The sequence below is a fragment of the Citrobacter sp. JUb117 genome (assembly GCF_024809055.1).
Taxonomy (GTDB): domain Bacteria; phylum Pseudomonadota; class Gammaproteobacteria; order Enterobacterales; family Enterobacteriaceae; genus Citrobacter; species Citrobacter gillenii.
In genome coordinates this window covers 97,551-118,511 of sequence record NZ_JANUFB010000008.1, presented here as the reverse complement: position 1 = coordinate 118,511, position 20,961 = coordinate 97,551, and the positions used below count along the sequence as shown (strand labels likewise).

18 protein-coding genes are annotated in these 20,961 nt (G+C 54.6%); 9 read left to right on the top strand and 9 right to left on the bottom strand.

Going from position 1 to position 20,961, the window contains the following annotated elements; translation table 11 throughout:
- The first annotated feature begins 10 nt into the window (after window positions 1-10).
- On the top strand, window positions 11-1,636 hold the full coding sequence (fadK, locus tag M2374_RS18285) for a medium-chain fatty-acid--CoA ligase (RefSeq protein ID WP_181688190.1): 1,626 nt from the start codon (window positions 11-13) through the stop codon (window positions 1,634-1,636).
- Between the two features lie 93 nt (window positions 1,637-1,729).
- Here the strand turns inward: fadK and ppsA are convergent, their stop codons facing one another.
- The gene (gene ppsA / locus M2374_RS18280; RefSeq protein ID WP_117343008.1) at window positions 1,730-4,108 is read right to left on the bottom strand and encodes a phosphoenolpyruvate synthase; all 2,379 of its coding nucleotides are present in this window, start codon (window positions 4,106-4,108) and stop codon (window positions 1,730-1,732) included.
- Between the two features lie 329 nt (window positions 4,109-4,437).
- Here ppsA and ppsR point away from each other — a divergent pair, with 329 nt between their 5' ends.
- From ppsR to M2374_RS18240, 8 genes are all read left to right on the top strand, one after another.
- Window positions 4,438-5,271 (top strand): posphoenolpyruvate synthetase regulatory kinase/phosphorylase PpsR, encoded by an 834-nt coding sequence (ppsR, locus tag M2374_RS18275; protein WP_096757238.1) that lies wholly within the window; start codon window positions 4,438-4,440, stop codon window positions 5,269-5,271.
- Between the two features lie 155 nt (window positions 5,272-5,426).
- Complete coding sequence (aroH, locus tag M2374_RS18270; protein ID WP_096757239.1) at window positions 5,427-6,473, top strand: 3-deoxy-7-phosphoheptulonate synthase AroH; 1,047 nt, start codon at window positions 5,427-5,429, stop codon at window positions 6,471-6,473.
- A gap of 178 nt (window positions 6,474-6,651) precedes the next feature.
- Window positions 6,652-6,840: a hemin uptake protein HemP gene (hemP, locus tag M2374_RS18265; protein ID WP_115258651.1), complete on the top strand. Its 189-nt coding sequence runs from the start codon at window positions 6,652-6,654 to the stop codon at window positions 6,838-6,840.
- 75 nt (window positions 6,841-6,915) lie between these two features.
- Complete coding sequence (locus M2374_RS18260; RefSeq protein WP_181688191.1) at window positions 6,916-8,898, top strand: TonB-dependent hemoglobin/transferrin/lactoferrin family receptor; 1,983 nt, start codon at window positions 6,916-6,918, stop codon at window positions 8,896-8,898.
- 46 nt (window positions 8,899-8,944) lie between these two features.
- Window positions 8,945-9,973 carry a hemin-degrading factor gene (locus tag M2374_RS18255; protein ID WP_181688192.1) on the top strand — a complete coding sequence of 343 codons (1,029 nt, stop codon included), beginning with the start codon at window positions 8,945-8,947 and terminating at the stop codon, window positions 9,971-9,973.
- Window positions 9,970-10,791 (top strand): hemin ABC transporter substrate-binding protein, encoded by an 822-nt coding sequence (locus M2374_RS18250; RefSeq protein WP_117343004.1) that lies wholly within the window; start codon window positions 9,970-9,972, stop codon window positions 10,789-10,791. Before M2374_RS18255 ends, M2374_RS18250 begins: the two co-directional genes overlap by 4 nt.
- Window positions 10,791-11,783, top strand: coding sequence for an iron ABC transporter permease (locus tag M2374_RS18245; RefSeq protein WP_181688193.1), 993 nt, complete (start codon window positions 10,791-10,793; stop codon window positions 11,781-11,783). Before M2374_RS18250 ends, M2374_RS18245 begins: the two co-directional genes overlap by 1 nt.
- Window positions 11,776-12,555 (top strand): heme ABC transporter ATP-binding protein, encoded by a 780-nt coding sequence (locus M2374_RS18240; protein ID WP_181688194.1) that lies wholly within the window; start codon window positions 11,776-11,778, stop codon window positions 12,553-12,555. The genes M2374_RS18245 and M2374_RS18240 overlap by 8 nt, the downstream gene beginning before the upstream one ends.
- Here M2374_RS18240 and selO read toward each other — a convergent pair.
- The 8 genes from selO to pheT all read right to left on the bottom strand — a co-directional run bounded on the left by selO (window position 12,552) and on the right by pheT (window position 20,948).
- Window positions 12,552-13,994, bottom strand: a complete 1,443-nt coding sequence (gene selO, locus M2374_RS18235; RefSeq protein ID WP_181688195.1) for a protein adenylyltransferase SelO — start codon at window positions 13,992-13,994, stop codon at window positions 12,552-12,554. The two genes, M2374_RS18240 and selO, sit on opposite strands and share 4 nt — an antisense overlap.
- Window positions 13,995-14,055: 61 nt before the next feature.
- Window positions 14,056-14,769, bottom strand: coding sequence for an EAL domain-containing protein (locus M2374_RS18230; RefSeq protein WP_174361058.1), 714 nt, complete (start codon window positions 14,767-14,769; stop codon window positions 14,056-14,058).
- Between the two features lie 318 nt (window positions 14,770-15,087).
- Complete coding sequence (locus tag M2374_RS18225) at window positions 15,088-15,552, bottom strand: NlpC/P60 family protein (protein ID WP_096757248.1); 465 nt, start codon at window positions 15,550-15,552, stop codon at window positions 15,088-15,090.
- Window positions 15,553-15,629: 77 nt separating this feature from the next.
- Window positions 15,630-16,379, bottom strand: a complete 750-nt coding sequence (btuD, locus tag M2374_RS18220; protein ID WP_117343000.1) for a vitamin B12 ABC transporter ATP-binding protein BtuD — start codon at window positions 16,377-16,379, stop codon at window positions 15,630-15,632.
- Window positions 16,379-16,930, bottom strand: coding sequence for a glutathione peroxidase (locus M2374_RS18215; protein ID WP_181688197.1), 552 nt, complete (start codon window positions 16,928-16,930; stop codon window positions 16,379-16,381). The genes btuD and M2374_RS18215 overlap by 1 nt, the downstream gene beginning before the upstream one ends.
- A gap of 66 nt (window positions 16,931-16,996) precedes the next feature.
- A complete protein-coding gene (gene btuC / locus M2374_RS18210) occupies window positions 16,997-17,977 on the bottom strand; it encodes a vitamin B12 ABC transporter permease BtuC (protein ID WP_096757251.1) in 981 nt (326 codons plus the stop codon).
- Window positions 17,978-18,256: 279 nt separating this feature from the next.
- Window positions 18,257-18,556 carry an integration host factor subunit alpha gene (gene ihfA / locus M2374_RS18205; protein ID WP_003030571.1) on the bottom strand — a complete coding sequence of 100 codons (300 nt, stop codon included), beginning with the start codon at window positions 18,554-18,556 and terminating at the stop codon, window positions 18,257-18,259.
- A 4-nt stretch (window positions 18,557-18,560) separates the two neighbouring features.
- Window positions 18,561-20,948 (bottom strand): phenylalanine--tRNA ligase subunit beta, encoded by a 2,388-nt coding sequence (gene pheT / locus M2374_RS18200; RefSeq protein WP_115258661.1) that lies wholly within the window; start codon window positions 20,946-20,948, stop codon window positions 18,561-18,563.
- Between the last annotated feature and the right edge of the window lie 13 nt (window positions 20,949-20,961).

The window sequence follows — 20,961 nt, the reverse complement described above, 5'->3', positions numbered from 1 at the left end:
GGACAAAGCAATGAGTGTCAGATTAACGTTTAACGCCGAGCGTCGTCATGCCTGGCGACAGCAAGGACTGTGGGGTGATGCCTCACTGGGCGATTACTGGAGCCAGACCGCCCGAGCCGTACCGGATAAAATTGCCGTGGTCGATAATCACGGCGATGCCTACACCTACGCCGCACTCGACCGCGCCGCCAGCAGCCTGGCCACCTGGTTTTTAGCCAGCGGCATTCAACCCGGCGATCGTGTGGCCTTCCAGTTGCCGGGCTGGTGTGAATTTACCGTGATTTATCTGGCTTGCCTGAAAACTGGTGCCGTTTCCGTACCGCTACTGCCTGCCTGGCGCGAAGCAGAGCTGGTATGGGTGCTAAACAAATGCAAGGCGAAGCTCTTCTTTGCGCCAACCCTGTTTAAACAGACTCGCCCGGTGGATCTGATCCTGCCCTTACAGAATCAGTTGCCGCACCTGCAACAAATTATTGCCGTGGATAAACTGGCCCCAGCAACTGCTTCGCTGGCGCTAAGCCAGCTTCTGACCTACCCCCCGTTAACCCACACCGTTAGCGTGCACGCCGACGCGTTAGCCGCCGTGCTGTTCACTTCCGGCACAGAGGGTATGCCAAAAGGAGTAATGCTGACTCATAACAATATTCTCGCCAGCGAACGCGCCTACTGCGCCCGCCTTAACCTCAACTGGCAGGATGTTTTTTTAATGCCTGCACCGCTGGGGCACGCCACCGGTTTTCTGCACGGTGTCACGGCCCCCTTTTTAATCGGCGCACGCAGCGTGCTGCTGGATATTTTTACCCCAACAGCCTGTCTTGAACTACTGGAGCAACAGCGCTGTACCTGCGTCCTCGGCGCCACGCCCTTCGTCTATGACATGCTGTGCTGCGTGGAAAAACGGCCTTACGACCTCTCATCGTTACGCTTTTTCTTATGCGGGGGCACCACCATTCCGCAGAAAATTGCCCGCGAGTGTCAGCAGCGCGGCATTAAGTTGTTAAGTGTTTACGGCTCGACCGAAAGCTCACCGCATGCAGTGGTGAATCTCGATGATTCGCTTTCCCACATGATGAATACCGACGGCTACGCCGCTGCGGGCGTTGAAATTAAAGTGGTTGACGAGGCACGTAATACGCTGCCACCTGGCGTGGAGGGCGAAGAAGCCTCGCGCGGGCCGAACGTGTTTATGGGCTACCTTGATGAACCCGAAATGACTGCCAGAGCACTGGATCAAGACGGCTGGTACTACAGCGGTGACTTATGCCGCATGGACGAGGCGGGCTACATTAAGATTACCGGACGTAAGAAAGATATTATCGTGCGCGGTGGCGAAAATATCAGCAGCCGTGAGGTCGAGGACATTTTATTGCAGCATCCGCGTATTCACGATGCCTGCGTGGTGGCGATGCCGGACGAGCGTTTAGGGGAAAGGTCGTGCGCTTACGTAGTGCTTAAACCGCCACATCACTCGCTGTCGCTGGAATCGGTGGTGGCCTTCTTTAGCCGTAAGCGGGTAGCAAAATACAAATATCCAGAACATCTGGTGATTGTCGATAAATTACCACGCACCGCCGCCGGTAAAATTCAGAAGTATCAACTTCGTCAGGATATTATTCAGCGCCTGAGCAAGGTATGAATGCCGGATGGCGACGCTCTCGCGCCTTATCCGGCCTACGAATAATGCTGACCGTAGGCCGATAGGGCATTTAAGCCGCCATCCGGCAGGGTATTACTTGTTCAGTTCCGCAAGGCTCAGCCAGGTCTGTACGACGGTGTCCGGGTTCAGCGACAGACTGTCGATCCCCTCTTCCATCAGCCAGGCCGCGAAGTCTTCGTGGTCAGAGGGGCCCTGACCGCAAATACCCACGTACTTACCCTGTTTCTTGGCCGCGCGAATCGCCATCGACAGCAGCGCTTTCACCGCGTCGTTACGCTCATCAAACAGTTCAGACACCACGCCGGAATCACGGTCCAGACCCAGCGCCAGCTGCGTCATGTCGTTCGAGCCGATAGAGAAACCGTCGAAGTACTCAAGGAACTGCTCAGCCAACAAGGCGTTGGATGGGATCTCACACATCATGATAATCTTCAGCCCGTTTTCACCGCGCTTCAGACCCTGACGAGCCAGCTCTTCCACCACTGCCTTGGCCTGCGCCACGGTACGCACAAACGGCACCATCACTTCAACGTTAGTCAGTCCCATCTCGTTGCGCACACGTTTCACCGCGTCACATTCGAGTGCGAAGCAGTCGCGGAAGCTGTCTGCCACGTAACGGCCTGCCCCGCGGAAGCCCAGCATCGGGTTCTCTTCATGCGGCTCGTAACGCTCGCCGCCGACCAGGTTGGCATACTCGTTGGACTTAAAGTCTGACATCCGCACAATGACGCGTTTTGGATAGAACGCCGCACCCAGCGTCGCGATCCCTTCGGTCAGACGACCGACGTAGAATTCACGCGGCGAATCAAAACCTTTCATCATTCCGCGGATTTCGTTTTGCAGTTCCGGCGTCTGGTCATCAAATTCCAGCAGCGCGCGAGGATGCACGCCAATCATGCGGTTGATGATAAATTCCAGACGCGCCAGCCCGACACCTTCGTTTGGCAGGCAAGCGAAGTCGAATGCACGGTCCGGGTTACCGACGTTCATCATCACCTTCAACGGCAGGTCCGGCATCGTTTCGACGCTGGAACTCTTAACGCTAAAGTCGAGCATATCGGCATACACGTAGCCGGTGTCACCTTCGGCACAGGAGACGGTCACATTCTCGCCTTCCGTGATGCGATCGGTTGCATCACCACAGCCTACTACCGCCGGGATCCCCAGTTCACGGGCGATGATTGCCGCGTGACAGGTACGACCACCACGGTTGGTGACAATCGCCGCCGCTTTTTTCATGATCGGTTCCCAGTCCGGGTCGGTCATGTCAGTAACCAGCACGTCACCAGGTTCAATGCGGTTCATTTCGCTGATGTCATGAATGACTTTTACCGGACCCGCACCGATGCGGTGGCCGATAGCACGGCCTTCAGCAATGATTTTGCCCTGCGCATGCAGCGTATAACGCTCCATCACCTGGCCGCGAGAACGAACGGTTTCCGGACGCGCCTGCACAATAAACAGCTTGCCGGTGTGACCGTCTTTCGCCCATTCAATGTCCATCGGACGACCGTAGTGCTTCTCGATTTGCACCGCCTGCTTCGCCAGTTCCTGCACTTCCTCGTTCGTCAGTGAGAAAATATCGCGCTGTTCCTGCGGCACATCTTCGATCGTCACCTGTTTGCCGTGTTCCTGGGTCGGCGCGTAGATCATGCGGATTTTTTTCGAACCCATGGTGCGACGCACGATAGCCGGACGGTTAGCCGCCAGGGTCGGTTTGTGCACATAGAATTCATCCGGGTTAACGGCACCCTGCACCACCATTTCGCCCAGGCCCCATGCAGAGGTGATAAACACCACCTGATCGAAGCCAGATTCTGTGTCGATAGAGAACATGACGCCCGAAGAGGCCAGATCGGATCGCACCATCCGCTGAACGCCAGCAGAAAGCGCTACGCCACGGTGGTCATAACCCTGGTGCACACGGTAAGAAATTGCACGGTCGTTAAACAGCGAAGCAAAGACGTGCTTGATGGCCACCAGCACGGCATCAAAGCCCTGGACGTTGAGGAACGTTTCCTGCTGACCGGCAAATGAAGCATCAGGCATATCTTCTGCAGTGGCGGAGGAGCGCACGGCAAAAGAGGCATGGGCATCGTCCGCGGAAAGCTGCGCGTAGGCATCACGGACGGCATTTTCCAGCTCAGGCTGGAAAGGAGTGTCGATAATCCACTGGCGGATCTGCGCCCCGGCTTTGGCAAGCTCGGTGACATCGTCAATATCCGTTTTATCCAGCAGTTCATAAATGCGCTGGTTTACACCGCTTTGCTCCAGAAACAGGTTAAACGCATCGGCGGTCGTTGCAAAACCATTCGGTACGGAAACACCCATACCTGAAAGGTTAGTAATCATTTCACCCAGGGAGGCATTTTTGCCTCCAACTCTGTCTACATCATTCATGCCGAGTTGGTTATACCAAAGCACCAGCGGTGACGAGCCATTGTTGGACATCGAACAATCCTTATATATGAACGAGGTTAGGAAACTCAATTTTGCGTAATTATCTTGGCATATTTACCGCGGCGAAAAAAACGGTGAATCGTTCAAGCAACTTTATTTTTTATTTTTTCAGATTGTTTCCGCATTTGCGCAAACCCACGAGCGGCACGGGATCACCACAAAAACAGTCGGTCTAAACATTCGTTCCGAAAAATGAAATGTACTTTTCAGTAAATATAAAAATACCGTTTCATTTTATAAAATGGCGACAACAATATTCGCTTCTGACGCATTTTAATTTATGCTTTCAGAGAATTATATCTGCCCCCAGGATGAGCAAAATGGATAATGCTGTTGATCGTCACGTATTTTATATTTCTGATGGCACGGCCATCACCGCAGAGGTATTGGGCCACGCAGTGATGTCGCAATTTCCGGTTACGATCAGCAGTATTACGCTGCCGTTTGTTGAAAATGAGAGCCGCGCCCGCGCGGTGAAAGACCAGATTGACGCCATTTACCAGCAAACGGGCGTACGCCCGTTAGTGTTCTACTCCATTGTCTTGCCGGAGATTCGCGCAATCATTTTGCAAAGCGAGGGCTTCTGTCAGGATATCGTCCAGGCGCTGGTCGCACCGCTGCAACATGAGATGAAACTCGACCCGACTCCAATCGCTCATCGCACGCACGGACTGAATCCCGGCAACCTCAATAAGTACGACGCACGCATTGCCGCCATTGATTACGCCCTCGCCCACGATGACGGTATTTCGTTGCGCAACCTCGATCAGGCGCAGGTTATTTTGCTCGGCGTCTCCCGCTGCGGTAAAACGCCAACCAGCCTGTATCTGGCGATGCAGTTTGGCATTCGGGCGGCGAACTACCCCTTTATTGCCGATGATATGGATAACCTGGTACTGCCCGCGTCGCTAAAACCGCTGCAACACAAACTTTTTGGTCTGACCATTGATCCGGAACGTCTGACGGCGATCCGCGAGGAGCGTAGAGAAAACAGTCGTTATGCCTCGCTGCGTCAGTGCCGCATGGAAGTAGCCGAAGTTGAAGCGTTATACCGTAAAAACAAGATCCCATGGCTCAACAGTACCAACTATTCGGTAGAAGAAATTGCCACCAAGATCCTCGATATTATGGGACTAAATCGCCGCATGTACTAGAATGCTAGTGCAATGGTTCATTTTTTGTTAGCATAAACTTTGGCTTGCGAGGTGTGACACGCCTCGCACTTGAAATCAGCAGGGATTGGTTTATCGTGATGCGCATCACTTCCCGGTAGTCCTGCCGTTGAAGCAACAAATTTCTGAGACACGTAATGAACCGAACTGATGAACTCCGTACTGCGCGTATTGACAATCTGGTCACTCCCGCTGAGCTGGCGCAACGGCATCCTGTGTCGTCCTCTGTCGCTCATCACGTGACGGATTCCCGACGCCGGATAGAAAAAATACTGAATGGCGAAGATCCTCGTTTGCTGGTGATCGTGGGTCCCTGCTCGATTCACGACCTCGATGCGGCCCTGGAGTACGCCACGCGCTTGCAGACGCTGCGCACCCAACACCAGGCACGCCTGGAAATCGTGATGCGGACCTATTTTGAAAAACCGCGCACCGTCGTCGGCTGGAAAGGCTTAATTTCCGACCCGGACCTGAACGGCAGCTACCGCGTCAACCACGGCATTGAGCTGGCGCGTAAACTCCTGCTACAGGTCAACGAGCTGGGGGTCCCTACGGCCACCGAATTCCTCGATATGGTCACCGGCCAGTTTATTGCCGATCTGATCAGCTGGGGCGCTATCGGCGCACGTACTACCGAAAGCCAGATCCACCGTGAAATGGCCTCTGCGCTGTCCTGCCCGGTTGGGTTTAAAAACGGGACGGATGGTAATACGCGTATCGCCGTCGATGCGATTCGCGCTTCCCGCGCCAGCCATATGTTCCTCTCACCGGATAAAACCGGTCAGATGACCATCTATCAGACCAGCGGCAACCCGTACGGGCATATCATCATGCGCGGTGGTAAAAAGCCGAATTACTTTGCAGAAGATATTGCCGCCGCCTGCGATACGCTGCATGAATTTTCGCTGCCGGAGCATCTGGTCGTCGATTTCAGCCACGGCAATTGCCAGAAGCAGCATCGCCGCCAGCTGGAAGTGTGTGATGACGTCTGTCAGCAAATTCGCAATGGCTCAACGGCCATTGCCGGGATTATGGCAGAAAGTTTCCTGCGCGAAGGGACACAAAAAATCGTCAGCGGTCAGCCGCTGGTCTACGGTCAGTCCATAACCGACCCCTGCCTGAATTGGGAAGATACCGAACTGCTGGTCGAAAAACTCGCGGCTGCGGTGGATAGCCGCTTCTAACTTTTTCGCCGGGTAGCATATGTTACCCGGTGACAATCCCTTGTTTTCCTCCTGTTTTTTCCTCTTTTTTGCTCAAAAATCGCTCTCGTCACAATTTTTTCACAAAAAGGCTTGCCGCAAATTTTTACTTTGATGATAATGATTATCATTGTTACATTGATTGTTATTTTTAAACACTATGTCACGTATGGATAACACAACGGCAACGCCTGCAAAAAAGAAGACACCACCCCCTACCCCCGTCGCTGAGCGTCGAATTGACAGCAAAAGCCTACTGGGCAATGAGGGACGTGTGATCATTGAGCATGACGGGCAGCATTACCTGCTGCGCCAGACCCATGCCGGAAAACTAATTTTAACGAAATAACCCCACACATTTCGCCAGCCACCCAGGTTATCCCCAGGCAGCCAGCGCTTTTCGAGTTTCTTATGGAGAGTTGCTATGCCTTACCTGCACACCGCGAGGATGCGCCCATCGCTGTTGGCGCTGGCGATCGTCTGCAGTCTTCCTGGCGCCGCCTACGCGGCGGTTGAAGACATGACCGTTACCGCGACCGGCAATGCTCGCAGCGCCTTTGAAGCACCGATGATGGTCAGCGTCATCGACGCGACGGCCCCGGAAAATCAAACCGCCAGCTCCGCCGCAGACCTGCTGCGCAGGGTCCCCGGCCTGACTCTTGACGGCACCGGTCGCACCAACGGCCAGGACGTCAATCTGCGCGGCTACGACCGACGCGGCGTGCTGGTACTGGTTGACGGCGTCCGTCAAGGCACTGACACCGGACACCTCAACAGCACCTTCCTCGATCCTGCCCTCATCAAGCGGATTGAAGTGGTGCGCGGCCCGTCCGCGCTGCTGTACGGCAGCGGCGCGCTGGGCGGCGTCATTGCCTATGAGACGGCGAATGCCAGCGATCTACTGGGCGCGGGAAAAAACAGCGGGTATCGCGTGTTCGGTACCGCTGCCACGGGGGATCACAGCCTCGGGATGGGTGTCAGCACGTATGGCCGCACCGATACGCTGGACGGACTGCTGTCCTGGTCCAGCCGTGACCGGGGTGACCTCCGTCAGAGTAACGGCACCACCGCGCCGAACGACGAAGCGATTAATAATATGCTGGCGAAAGGCAGCTGGAAAATTGACAACGCCCAGACGTTGGCCGGCTCACTGCGCTATTATAACAACGATGCACGGGAACCTAAAAACCCGCAGGCCAGTGACGCGGACAGCAGCAATCCGATGACCGACCGTTCGACGATCCAGCGCGATGCCCAACTGACCTACTCGGTAGCCCCGGCGGATAATGACTGGCTGAATGCCGATGCGCGCATTTACTGGTCTGAAGCGCGCATTAACGCACAAAACCCGGATGCCACCGGCGAGTTTCGTAAGCAAACCACCACAGGTGGGAAGATTGACAACCGTACGCGCCTGTTTAGCGACACCTTTGCCGCGCATCTGCTGACATATGGCGGCGAGTACTATCGTCAGGAGCAAAAACCAGCGGGAGCCACTACCGGTTTCCCACAGGCGAAAATTGATTTCAGCTCCGGCTGGCTACAGGACGAAATCACCCTGCGTGACCTGCCGGTGACCTTGCTGGGCGGCACGCGTTATGACTCTTACCGCGGTAGCAGCGACGGTTACGCAGATGTCGATGCCGATAAATGGTCGTCCCGCGCAGGAATGACCGTAACCCCAACCGACTGGCTGATGCTGTTTGGATCTTACGCCCAGGCCTTCCGTGCGCCAACCATGGGCGAAATGTACAACGATGCGAAACACTTCTCCATCGGTCGCTTCTACACCAACTACTGGGTACCTAATCCGAATCTGCGCCCGGAAACCAACGAAACGCAGGAGTATGGTTTTGGTCTGCGCTTTGACGATTTGCTGCTGGCGAACGATGCCCTTGAATTTAAAGCCAGCTATTTTGACACGAAAGCGAAAGACTATATCTCCACCCGCGTCGATTTCGCCGCCGCAACGACGATGTCCTACAACGTTGCTAACGCCAAAATCTGGGGCTGGGACGTGATGACAACTTATTCCACCGATCTGTTCAGCCTGGATCTGGCCTATAACCGCACGCGCGGCAAAGACACCGACACCGGTGAATATATTTCCAGCATTAACCCGGACACCATCACCAGCAAGCTAAACGTGCCTGTCGCGCACAGCGGTTTCTCAGTTGGCTGGCTCGGTACCTTTGCCGACCGTTCAACCCATATCAGCAACAGCTACACTAAACAGCCCGGCTATGCGGTCAACGACTTCTATGTCAGCTACCAGGGGCAGCAGGCGCTGAAAGGCATGACCACCACGCTGGTGCTGGGTAACGCCTTTGACAAAGCGTACTGGTCGCCGCAGGGCATTCCACAAGATGGACGCAACGGCAAAATTTTCGTGAGTTATCAGTGGTAATCACTTTGCCCCGGACACCGGGGCAGCAATCGGAAAGGAAGAGGCAATGAATTACTACACCCGCTGGCTGGAACTGAAAAAAGAACATCCTGGCAAATACGCCCGTGACATCGCAGGTCTGCTGCATATCAGCGAAGCTGAACTGACCTTTGCGCGCGTTGGTCATGACGCCTGGCGCCTGCGCGGTGAGGTGCGCGAGATCCTCAGTGCACTGGAGGCCGTGGGCGAAACCAAATGCATTTGTCGCAATGAATACGCGGTGCATGAAGTTATTGGCGCGTTTACGAATCAACACCTGAACGGCCATGCTGGGCTCATTCTAAATCCGCGCGCCCTCGATCTGCGCCTGTTCTTGAATCAATGGGCCTGCGCATTTCACATCAGCGAGAACACCGCTCACGGCGAGCGCCAGAGCATCCAGTTTTTCGATAGTCAGGGCGACGCGTTGCTAAAGGTCTACACCACGCAGCATACCGATATTGCTGCCTGGGGCTCGCTGCTGACCCGTTTCATCTTTGCGGAAAACCCACCGCTGATGCTGCAAACACTCGAAACCGCCGTTACTGGCGTTAACGCAGACGCTACGGCGGTAGATGCAGAGTGGCGCACCATGACCGATGTGCACCAGTTTTTTGGCCTGCTGAAACGCCACAACCTAACCCGTCAGCAGGCCTTTCGCCTGGTGGGTGACGATCTGGCCTGCAAAGTGGCGAACAGTGCGGTGGCCCAATTGCTGGAAACTGCACGTCAGGATGGCAACGAAATTATGGTATTTGTCGGCAACCGCGGCTGCGTGCAGATTTTTACCGGCGTGGTAGAAAAATTGGTGCCAATGAAAGGCTGGCTGAATATTTTCAACCCGACCTTTACGCTGCATCTGCTGGAAGAGACCGTCGCCGAGACGTGGGTCACGCGTAAGCCGACCGCTGACGGTCACGTCACCAGCCTGGAACTGTTTGCCGCAGACGGTACGCAAATCGCCCAGCTGTATGGGCAGCGTACGGAGGGCGAGCCAGAACAGAAGCAATGGCGTACGCAAATCGACGCGTTAGCACCGAAAGGGCTGGCCGCATGAAGATACTGTGGGTCCTGATGGCGTTTCTGCCGCTGACGGCTCAGGCCGCGCCCGAAGAGAAAGTGGTCGCCCTCGGCGGTGACGTGACAGAGATTGTCTTCGCGCTGGGCGCGCAGTCATCCCTTGTGGCGCGGGATAGCACCAGCCAGTGGCCGGCGGCGGCAACGGCATTGCCGGACGTGGGCTATTTACGTCAGCTCAATGCCGAAGGGATCCTGGCCACCCGCCCTACGCTGGTTTTGGCCAGCGCGCAGGCGCAGCCCTCATTGGCGCTTGAACAGCTCAAGCAAAGTCAGGTCAACGTTGTTACGGTGCCGGCAGGTAATGCGCTTAGCGTGATTGATGAGAAAGTCCGGGTGATTGCACAGGCAACCCATCGTCAGGCTCAAGGCGAGGCGCTACGCCAAACCCTACGCCAGGCGCTGGCTGAACTGCCCTCCTCGGAACTCAACAAACGCGTGCTGTTCATTCTCAATCACGGCGGAATGACCGCCATGGCGGCCGGACAGCAAACCGGAGCCGATGCAGCCATTCGTGCCGCAGGTTTGCGCAACGCTATGCAAGGGTTTACCCGTTACCAACCCTTGTCTCAAGAAGGAGTGATTGCCAGTCAGCCCGATCTGGTGGTGATTTCCCAAGACGGCGTCAACGCGATGGGGGGTGAAGATAATCTGTGGACGCTGCCGGGACTGGCGCAAACGCCCGCTGGTCGTAATAAGCAGGTGTTGCAGATTGACGATATGGCATTGCTGGGTTTTAGCGTGCGTACGCCGCAGGCCATCCAGCAACTGCGTGCCAAAGCGGAGCAATTGCCCTGATGCCCTGGCGTATCACCTGCTCTTTGTGGATGCTGGCCGCTACGCTGGTCGTGATGACGATTGTGGCCACCGGTTTTGGCGCATTGCGTCTGCCGGTAAGCCTTTTCTGGCGCGAGGGAGATGGCGCGCTGCGTCAAATCTGGCTCACTATTCGACTACCGCGCGTGCTGCTGGCACTGGTGATTGGCGGTTCACTGGCGCTGGCGGGCTGTGTGATGCAGGGGTTGTTTCGCAATCCACTTGCCGATCCGGGCCTGTTGGGGATCAGTAGCGGAGCCGCCTGCGCCGTCGCATTGTGGGTAGTATTACCGGTCACCTTACCGGCGCTGCTGATGCTGTATGCCCCGATGCTGGCGGCATTTCTCGGCGCACTCGCCACCACCGGAGTGATTTTTATCCTCAGTCAACAGCGCGACGGTTCGCTTTCACGCCTGTTGCTGGTGGGTATTGCCATCAATGCATTGTGCGGAGCTGCGGTCGGCGTGTTGTCGTGGGTCAGCAATGATGCGCAACTGCGCCAGTTGTCGCTGTGGGGGATGGGCAGTCTGGGAACAGCGCAGTGGTCAACACTGTTGGCGGTCACTTCGCTGATGCTGCCCACGGTGCTTTTCATCTGGCGTTTAGCCCCGACGCTGAATCTGCTGCAGCTCGGAGAGGAAGACGCGCACTATCTTGGCGTGGATGTCCGTCGGGTGCAGTGCATTTTACTGCTATGCAGCGCACTGTTAGTAGCCGCAGCCGTCGCGGTCTGCGGCGTAATTGGTTTTATCGGTTTGGTTATCCCTCATTTGATACGCATGTGGCTTGGTAGCGATCATCGGGCGGTGATCCCAGGTTCTGTATTGGCGGGGGCATGTTTACTGTTGATCGCCGACACCCTCGCGCGAACAGCGGTTTCGCCCGCTGAGATGCCGGTGGGTCTGTTGACCAGTATTCTCGGTGCGCCGTGGTTTTTGTGGCTTATTTTTCGTCAGCGAGGTCCGCATGGCTGAACATTTCATCGCCGAAAATCTGTACTATCATGTGGCGGATCGTTCGGTGATTCGCGACGTGTCACTGACGCTGACAAAGGGTGAACTGGTGGCGTTGATCGGCCCAAATGGTGCGGGAAAGTCCACGCTGCTGCGCCTGCTGACCGGCTTTCTGACACCGACAGCCGGGCGCTGCTTACTGAACGGAAAACCGCTGAATGACTGGCGTATACAGAGTCTGTCTCGCCATCGCGCAGTCATGCGGCAACAAACACAGATAGGCTTTGACTGGCAGGTCGAAGCCGTGATCGCCATGGGGCGAGCGCCCTGGACCCAACGACCAGAACCGGCGCTTATTGCTCAGGTGATGGCGATGACCGGATGTACACCGCTAGCTGGCAGGCACTACGCCGCGCTTTCCGGCGGCGAGCAGCAACGAGTACAGCTTGCCCGTGCGCTGGCGCAGTTGTGGTGCGACGGCGCGCCGCGCGGCTGGCTATTCCTTGATGAACCTACTTCAGCGTTAGATCTCTACCACCAGCAGCAGCTGTTACGTTTGTTAACGTCGCTAACGGCTGCGGGGGAGTTACACGTATGCGTAGTCCTTCACGATCTCAATCTTGCCGCGCTGTGGGCCGACAAAATTATCTTGCTCCATGACGGACATATTGTCTCTCAGGGGACGCCGGAAGCCGTATTAAAGGCCAATGAGCTGATGCGCTGGTACGGCGCCCAGCTTCACATTGGCCTGCATCCGGCTAACGCCTCGCCGCAGGTTTTTCTCGCCCGTTAGCTTGAACAACTGACTTCCAGCCGCTTACCCCAGTCTGGCGGACGGCTGACATAGTCATCATCCCTGTCGGCATACGGCGTGCGCAACGCAATGTGTAAGCGATGCAGTTCAGCGTAATCCCCCTGCTCTGCCTGGCTAATTGCCCGCTGCGCCAGCCAGTTGCGTAACACCATTGCCGGGTTGGCAGCTTTCATTTGCGCCTGTCTTACTTCGTCCGCCACGTTATCCTGTTGCAAACGTGAACGATAGCGCGCAAACCAGTCATCAAATGCTGCGCGGTCGATAAACTCATCGCGCAACGGCGAAGACACACTATGTTGCTCCGTCTGACTCAGCATACGAAACGTTCGCGTAAAATCGCTTCTTTCCCGTGCCATCAGGCTAAACAGTTCGCTGAGCAATTCGTTATCGTTTTTTTGCTCGCTAAAGAAGCCCAACTTTTGTCGCATCCGCTGCCCATAACGGGTCAGCAGCGCCAGTTGATAGTTATCCAGCGCGTCATTGAGTGCGTCGGCCGCAATAAACGGCGACAGGGTTTGCGCCAGCCGCTGCAAATTCCACAGCGCGGCAGCTGGTTGATTATCGAAACTGTATCGCCCCTGGTGATCCGAATGATTACAGATAAAATCAGGCACATAGTCATCCAGAAAACCGAAGGGACCGTAGTCCATCGTCAGCCCCAGAATCGACATGTTGTCGGTGTTCATCACCCCGTGCGCAAACCCTACCGTCTGCCAGTCGGCAATTAAGGTCGCGGTGCGCGTGACCACGTCCTGAAACCACCGTTGATATTTATCCGCCTCGTCCTGCCAGTGCGGCCAATAATAGCGAATCGCAAAATCGGCCAGTTGACGTACTTTTTCCGGTTCACGACGATAGTAGAAGTGTTCAAAGTGACCAAAGCGCATATGACTTTGCGCCACGCGAATCAGCATCGCCCCGGCTTCTACCGTTTCGCGGTAGACCGGCGTGTCGCTGGTGACTACCGACAGCGCTCGCGTCGTGGGGATCCCGAGATAATGCATGGCTTCGCTGGCCAGACTTTCGCGGATCGTCGAACGCAGTACCGCACGCCCGTCTCCCATGCGCGAATATGGCGTAAGTCCCGCGCCTTTCAGATGCCAGTCAAGCGTCGAGCCATCGGCGAGCAGCTGTTCGCCCAGCAGGATCCCGCGTCCGTCACCCAACTGCCCTGCCCAAACACCAAACTGATGTCCGCTATAGACCTGCGCCAACGGCGACATGCCGGGAAGCAGCGTTTCACCGCCGCAAACGCCTGCGTTATTTTCACTATTAAACAACGTAGCCGGGATCCCTGATTGCTCAGCAAGCATATCGTTATGCCAAATTACGCGCGCATTTTTCAGGGGAGTAGGCGAAAGTGCCGTATAGGTTGCTGGCAATTCATCACGCCAGCGGGTGGTAAAAGACAGGGTCATAGGGCCTCCTGCCTCTAGTGTAGACTGTTAACGAACGGTTAAACACCGGCAAATGCAAGGGTTATCCTTGCATCAATGAGGTTATCTGCGCGGGTAAGACAGCTGGCCATAGCGCACCCTGCATGGCGCTGAATCCCAGGGGCAATACCCGTTCGAGCATCTCCTGCGTATCAATGCCGCTGATGATTATTGATTCGCAGTCTGGGGATATTTGTGCCTGAATGGCGCGCATAAAAGGCTCAAACGAATTTTGCGTAATACGTTGTTGAATAAAGTGTTTATCCAGTACGACACGTTTGAACAGGCCATCAAAAATTGCACGCGTGGATATGCCTGGCGCGCCGAAGTTAGTCAAGACTAATGAAAATCGCGCCGCTAATGCCGCCAGTATTGGATTTTCTTTACCCTTGTTTAACTCGGGAAAACTTTCATTAATGGTTAATTCAATAAATGAAAATCGTTCAATACGCGAAGCATATTCTGCATCTAATAATAAAGTATTAGCGACTGCTGGAGTTAAATTAAGCCACGCAGAAATGTTGCGTTGAATAAAAAAATGTTGGCATGTTTCGATTAATTCGAGTTTTTCGCTAAATAAACGACGCTGCTCATCGTCCGACATCCGAGGTATGACCAACCCTGATGGCATATGCACTACGCCGTCAGGACTAACAAAATGGGTGATGATGTCTACGTATTTAAGATCGCCTCCTGCACTTCTCGCAGGAAGAAAAGAGAACTCAGAATGATAAAGATTATCCAGTGAAACTATCATTGTGCCAGCCCCGCTGCATGGGTGTAATCCGGCATCCTGTAGCAAAGGATGGAAAAATACGTCACATCAGATGCAAATTGAGGCTCTTTCATTTTTCCCTTTTTAGCCAGTAAATCGAATCCTTTTTTTTAGCTTATCCTGATTATAAGCTAATATCCAGCTTTGTACTTTTTAATAACTCGGCATAAATCATATTTTTAGCAAAATACTCTCTTAATGCACAGGGTTATTGTCAGTGCAGCAGCTGAAGTGAAAGTTGACTTTAAATGGCGATGATGGAGCTGCTTCATACATGACCAGCCCCATCACCCGGGAGATTTAAATACGTCGCGCCTGCCAGAAATTTTTACGCCAGTAGACATTATCAAGCGAGGAGCGCATCACGCCACGACTGGTGGAGGCATGAATAAATTGATTATTGGTATCGTAAATACCGACGTGTAGCCCGCTTTCACCCGATCCGGTTTTAAAGAAAACCAGATCGCCTGGCAGCAATTCATCTTTATCAATTTCGGTACCAATCTTTGACTGCGTGCGCGTATCGCGTGGTAATTGCAGGTCGAATTTATCGCGCATCGTCATCAGTACAAAGCCAGAACAATCCACGCCGCTCCGGCTCATTCCTCCATAACGATAAGGTGTACCACGCCAGTGCTGTAACTGGTCGTTAAGACCGGCAATCACGGCGATAGAGTCCGATAACCGGGCATTGGGTGCGGGAGCGCGATGGCTACTGCACCCTGCCAAAAACAAAGCTGTGATAAAAAGAAGCCAAAAACGCATGCAGGACGAATCCTCTATTTTTTATTCTTGCGCCAATTTAGCGTGGAAATAATGGGGTTTTCAAGAGCCCATTTAACTTAAGTGGTTGATATGAGCATTCTGTGGCCTTCGATATCCAGACGACGGAAGTTTACGCCATAAGCCTGAGAGAGATTAGCCGGCGTCAGCACCGCATCGCGTGTACCACTGGCCAGCAGCTTCCCGCGCTTGAGTAACCAGGCTTTGTGCGCATGACGCAACGTATGGTTCAGGTCATGACTGCTCATCACAATTGCAATTCCCTGCTGACAGAGTCGGCCCAATAGGCGGTCCAGTGCATTTTGTTGCGCAACATCCAGACTGTTCATCGGTTCATCTAACAGCAACAGTTGGCCGTGCGGATTAGCCTGCGGACAAATTTGCAGTATTACCGCCGCAAGACGCACCCGCTGCCATTCGCCGCCAGAAAGCTGATTCGACCCACGTCCAAGTTTATCACCCAACCCAAGCGCGTCGGCCGTCTCCTGCAGCAAATCGGTACGCGTTTTATCAGGCTGATGCAGCGTCAGAAAATGCCAAACCGGCATGGCAAACGGGGGGTTTTGTTGTTGCGCAAGATAAGCGCGATGTTGCGCCAGTTTTGCCGCAGGCCAGTCATCGAGCGGCACATCACCCAACACGATGGTTCCTTCACCGGTCGTTAACCCCGCCATCCTCGCCAGCAGCGTGCTTTTTCCTGCGCCGTTGGGTCCGACAAGGTGTAGGATCTCCCCGGCCCTTATTTCACCGGAAAGCGGGCCAAGCCGGGTCGATTCCGCCACATTCTGGAGCTGCATCAAAGGAGACATTATTTTGCCAGCGCCGCGTTGATATGTTCCACAAGGATGGGATCTTCAGGCGTCATATCGGGTGAAAAACGCTGTAAAACCTGACCATCGCGCCCGACTAAAAACTTCTCGAAATTCCACAGAATATCGTCCGGGTAGAGCGGCGCGCGCCCTTTGCTCGCCATGCGCGCATAAAACCCACTGTCGGCTGGCGCTACGGCGGTGGGCGCGGCGGCAATCAGCTTCTGATACAGCGGATGGCGCGCTTCGCCGTTGACATCTATTTTACTGAACATGGGGAAAGTAACGCCCCAGGTAGTACTGCACCAGGTTTTAATTTCCTCTTCACTACCGGGTTCCTGACCGAGAAACTGATTGCAGGGGAACCCCAACACGGTAAATCCCTGCTCGTGCCATGCTTTCTGCAGATTCTCCAGTTGCTCATACTGCGGCGTTAATCCACATTTTGAAGCAACATTAACAATTAACAGAATTTTTCCGGCATACGCTTGTAATGAGACGACATCTCCGTCGATAGTCGTCACTTCGGTATTGAAAATAGTGTCTTGCATAGCATCTCCAGGTGGATAGTCAGCGATCAATTTTCCGTGTTTAATCATAGTCCGAACCGCAGACGTCTAGCGCCCGGATTTTAACAATAACCAGATAAATACCGGTGCACCCATGGTTGCCGTTACCACGCCGATAGGCAGTTCAGCCGACGCCAGCACCAGACGTGCCACAACATCCGCTAACAGTAACGCAATAGCCCCCGCCAGCGCACAGCCAGGCAGTAATACGCGATGATCGGTTAATCCACACAGTCGCAGAATATGCGGGATAACCAGGCCGATAAAACCAATGGCGCCAGCAAGCGCCACGCTGACCCCCACCATCCAGCCGGTGGCCACCACCAGCAGGTTCCGCCAGAACCATAAAGGCAGCCCTAGCTGGCGCGCAGACGTCTCCCCCAGCGCCAGCATATTCATCGGCTGCGACTGACAGCAAATCCACAGTAAAACGGGCAGCAGCGCGACCATCAGCCAGGCCTGCTGCCAGTCAACACCGCCAAAGCCGCCCATCATCCAGTACATTAACTGTCGCAGATCAAAAGAGGTTGAGAAGTAAATAGCCCACGTCATCAAGGCGCTACAAATAATACCCAGCGCCACGCCCGCCAGCAGCAGACGGCTGGTCGACAGGTGGCGGCGGGCAAAACGCAGAAGGATAAGCGTGATGATCAGCGCCCCGGCAATCGCGCACAGGCCCAGCGCCCAGCCGGGTAACTGGCCCTGCCCCAATAGCACCGCGGCGATGAGTCCAACGCCTGCGCCGTTAGACACGCCCAACAGGCCTGGTTCGGCTAAGGGGTTTTCGAACAGCGCCTGCATCACAGCACCGGACAGCGCCAGCGCGGCACCGACCAGCAGTACGGCCAGCGTACGAGGAAGTCGAATTTGCCAGACGAACAGATCGCCACGGGCGCTAAACCAGTTGCCGGGCGCAATCCACTGTTCGCCTGCGCACAGGCTGAGGATCGTTGCCAGCAGCATCAGCGCTGACAGAGACAATATCCAGCGTACATTTCGTCGCTGTTGTTGATGGGCGAAGGTCAGCATGTTTTCCATTCTGCTGAAAAGAGATGGGGGGATTTTACGGTGCCGATTCGGTAGTGGAAAGGAAAAAGGCCGCAGAGCGGCCTTTTTAGTTATACCCGTCATACTTCCAGCTGCATGTGCGTTGGCTTTACTCGCTCACCCCAGTCACGTACTTATGTACGCTCCTGGAGATTCGCTGCGTCGCCGCCTTCCTGCAACTCGAAGTATTTAGGGTATATATACGTCATGCTTTTCACTGCCGCTTTGATGGCGGCGTAAGTGACTTAGCGGAACGTCAAATCACTCTTCTTTGGGCGTTGCGTTTTCGACCCGACTTTTTAACTTCTGTCCGGGTCTGAAGGTCACCACGCGCCGTGCTGTAATGGGAATATCTTCGCCCGTTTTCGGGTTACGTCCCGGGCGTTGATTCTTATCACGCAGATCGAAGTTACCAAAACCAGAGAGTTTTACCTGCTCACCATTTTCCAGAGCACGACGGATCTCTTCGAAAAACAGCTCGACCAGTTCTTTGGCATCCCGCTTGCTAAGCCCAAGCTTATCAAACAGATATTCTGACATTTCAGCTTTTGTAAGCGCCATAGGTTCAATCCCTCAATGATGCCTGGAATCGCTCTTTTAATGCCTCTACACATTTGGCGACGGTAGCGGCAATCTCCTCTTCTTCAAGTGTACGGCTGGTATCCTGAAGGATCAGGCTGATAGCGAGGCTCTTATAACCCTCCGCAACACCCTTACCGCGGTACACGTCAAATAAGTTTACGCCAACTACCTGATTTACGCCAACTTTCTTACACTCGGATAAAATATCCGCAGCGGGAACGTTTTCTGCCACCACCACGGCGATATCACGGCGGTTCGCCGGGAAGCGAGAAACTTCACGAGCCTGAGGCACCACGCGGTCTGCGAGCTTGTTCCACTCCAGTTCAAACACTAAAGTGCGACCGTTCAGATCCAGTTTACGTTCCAGCTCAGGATGAACAACCCCAATGAAACCAATACGTTCACCTTTCAGATAAATCGCCGCAGACTGGCCCGGATGTAATGCCGGATTGGCTTCAGCTTTGAACTGAATGTCACCCAGTTTACCGGTCAGGTCGAGAACCGCTTCCAGATCGCCTTTCAGATCATAGAAATCAACGGCCTCTTTTGCCAGATTCCAGTGTTCATCATGACGGTTGCCGCAGATCGCACCTGCCAACATCAGATCCTGACGGATCCCGAGGTTAGCCTGGGTATCGGGAACAAAACGTAAACCCGTTTCGAAAATACGCACGCGGTTCTGCTGACGGTTCTGGTTATACACCACCGTAGACAGCAAGCCGGTCCACAGGGACAAACGCATTGCCGACATGTCGATTGAGATTGGGCTTGGCAGCAACAGCGCTTCTTCACCCGGATGCAGCAGCGCCTGAACTTTCGGGTCGACGAAGCTGTAGGTGATCACTTCCTGGTAGCCTTTATCATTGAGCATGGTTTTGACACGCTTCAGCGATAAATCTGCTTCGCGATGCGTCCCCATGATCAGGCCTGCCTGAATAGGCGTATTCGGGATATTGTCATAACCGTATACGCGGGCAATTTCTTCGACCAGGTCTTCTTCAATCGACATGTCGAAACGCCAGCTCGGTGCAACCGCCAGCCACTCATCCTGGCCTTCCGTCACGTCACAACCCAGACGACGCAGAATATCGCTCACCTGCTCATCGGCAATATGATGGCCAATCAGACGATCCAGTTTGCTACGACGAAGCGTAATGGTTGCGCGTTTTGGCAGCGTGGCTTCGGTCGTCACATCGATAACCGGACCGGCTTCGCCGCCGCAGATATCAATCAGCAGACGCGTTGCACGCTCCATGGCTTTGTGCTGCAGCGCCGGATCGACGCCACGCTCATAGCGGTGAGAGGCATCGGTGTGCAGACCGTGACGACGCGCGCGACCCGTAATGGACAGCGGGCTGAAGAACGCACATTCCAGCAGGACGTTTTGCGTCTCATCATTCACACCAGAGTGCTCTCCGCCAAAGATGCCGCCCATTGCCAACGCTTTGTTGTGGTCAGCAATAACCAGCGTATCCGCATTCAGTTTTGCTTCGCTGCCGTCCAGCAATACCAGGGTCTCACCCTCTTTTGCCATACGCACAACAATTCCGCCTTCAATGCGGTCTTTGTCGAACGCATGCATCGGCTGACCCAGTTCGAGCAGTACATAGTTGGTCACATCAACCACGGCATCGATGGAACGGATCCCGCAACGACGCAGTTTCTCTTTCATCCACAGCGGCGTTGGTGCTTTAACATTAATACCTTTAACCACACGGCCCAGATAGCGCGGACAGGCGTCAACGGCTTCAACCTGGATTGGCAGCACGTCATCAACTGTCGCCGCCACAGGGACGATTTCCGGCTCAACCAGCGGGGCTTTGTTCAGTACCGCAACATCGCGTGCAACACCGATGATGCCTAAGCAGTCGGCGCGGTTCGGCGTAACGCTGATTTCGATAGTGTTATCGTCAAGCTTCAGGTATTCGCGGATATCGGTGCCAATCGGCGCATCCGCCGGCAGTTCGATAATCCCGTTATGATCATCGGAAATACCCAGCTCAGAGAACGAGCACAGCATCCCTTCTGACGGCTCACCGCGCAGTTTGGCGGCTTTAATCTTGAAATCGCCCGGCAGAACGGCACCGATGGTCGCCACGGCGACTCTTAATCCCTGACGGCAGTTAGGTGCGCCACAGACGATATCCAGCAGACGATCGCCGCCCACATTAACTTTGGTGACACGCAGTTTGTCTGCGTTCGGGTGCTGGCCGCACTCAACCACTTCACCGACCACTACGCCGTTAAATTCACCGGCAACGGCTTCAACGCCGTCGACCTCGAGGCCCGCCATGGTGATCTGGTTTGACAGCGCATCGCTATCAATTGCCGGGTTTACCCATTCGCGTAACCACAGTTCACTGAATTTCATTGTTTTATCCTGC

What these genes read in the sequence shown, in the direction of transcription:
- fadK (WP_181688190.1), top strand. Translation starts at nt 11, where the DNA reads ATGAGTGTCAGATTAACGTTTAACGCCGAGCGTCGTCATGCCTGGCGA.
- ppsA (WP_117343008.1), bottom strand. Translation starts at nt 4,108, where the DNA reads ATGTCCAACAATGGCTCGTCACCGCTGGTGCTTTGGTATAACCAACTC.
- ppsR (WP_096757238.1), top strand. Translation starts at nt 4,438, where the DNA reads ATGGATAATGCTGTTGATCGTCACGTATTTTATATTTCTGATGGCACG.
- aroH (WP_096757239.1), top strand. Translation starts at nt 5,427, where the DNA reads ATGAACCGAACTGATGAACTCCGTACTGCGCGTATTGACAATCTGGTC.
- hemP (WP_115258651.1), top strand. Translation starts at nt 6,652, where the DNA reads ATGTCACGTATGGATAACACAACGGCAACGCCTGCAAAAAAGAAGACA.
- M2374_RS18260 (WP_181688191.1), top strand. Translation starts at nt 6,916, where the DNA reads ATGCCTTACCTGCACACCGCGAGGATGCGCCCATCGCTGTTGGCGCTG.
- M2374_RS18255 (WP_181688192.1), top strand. Translation starts at nt 8,945, where the DNA reads ATGAATTACTACACCCGCTGGCTGGAACTGAAAAAAGAACATCCTGGC.
- M2374_RS18250 (WP_117343004.1), top strand. Translation starts at nt 9,970, where the DNA reads ATGAAGATACTGTGGGTCCTGATGGCGTTTCTGCCGCTGACGGCTCAG.
- M2374_RS18245 (WP_181688193.1), top strand. Translation starts at nt 10,791, where the DNA reads ATGCCCTGGCGTATCACCTGCTCTTTGTGGATGCTGGCCGCTACGCTG.
- M2374_RS18240 (WP_181688194.1), top strand. Translation starts at nt 11,776, where the DNA reads ATGGCTGAACATTTCATCGCCGAAAATCTGTACTATCATGTGGCGGAT.
- selO (WP_181688195.1), bottom strand. Translation starts at nt 13,994, where the DNA reads ATGACCCTGTCTTTTACCACCCGCTGGCGTGATGAATTGCCAGCAACC.
- M2374_RS18230 (WP_174361058.1), bottom strand. Translation starts at nt 14,769, where the DNA reads ATGATAGTTTCACTGGATAATCTTTATCATTCTGAGTTCTCTTTTCTT.
- M2374_RS18225 (WP_096757248.1), bottom strand. Translation starts at nt 15,552, where the DNA reads ATGCGTTTTTGGCTTCTTTTTATCACAGCTTTGTTTTTGGCAGGGTGC.
- btuD (WP_117343000.1), bottom strand. Translation starts at nt 16,379, where the DNA reads ATGTCTCCTTTGATGCAGCTCCAGAATGTGGCGGAATCGACCCGGCTT.
- M2374_RS18215 (WP_181688197.1), bottom strand. Translation starts at nt 16,930, where the DNA reads ATGCAAGACACTATTTTCAATACCGAAGTGACGACTATCGACGGAGAT.
- btuC (WP_096757251.1), bottom strand. Translation starts at nt 17,977, where the DNA reads ATGCTGACCTTCGCCCATCAACAACAGCGACGAAATGTACGCTGGATA.
- ihfA (WP_003030571.1), bottom strand. Translation starts at nt 18,556, where the DNA reads ATGGCGCTTACAAAAGCTGAAATGTCAGAATATCTGTTTGATAAGCTT.
- pheT (WP_115258661.1), bottom strand. Translation starts at nt 20,948, where the DNA reads ATGAAATTCAGTGAACTGTGGTTACGCGAATGGGTAAACCCGGCAATT.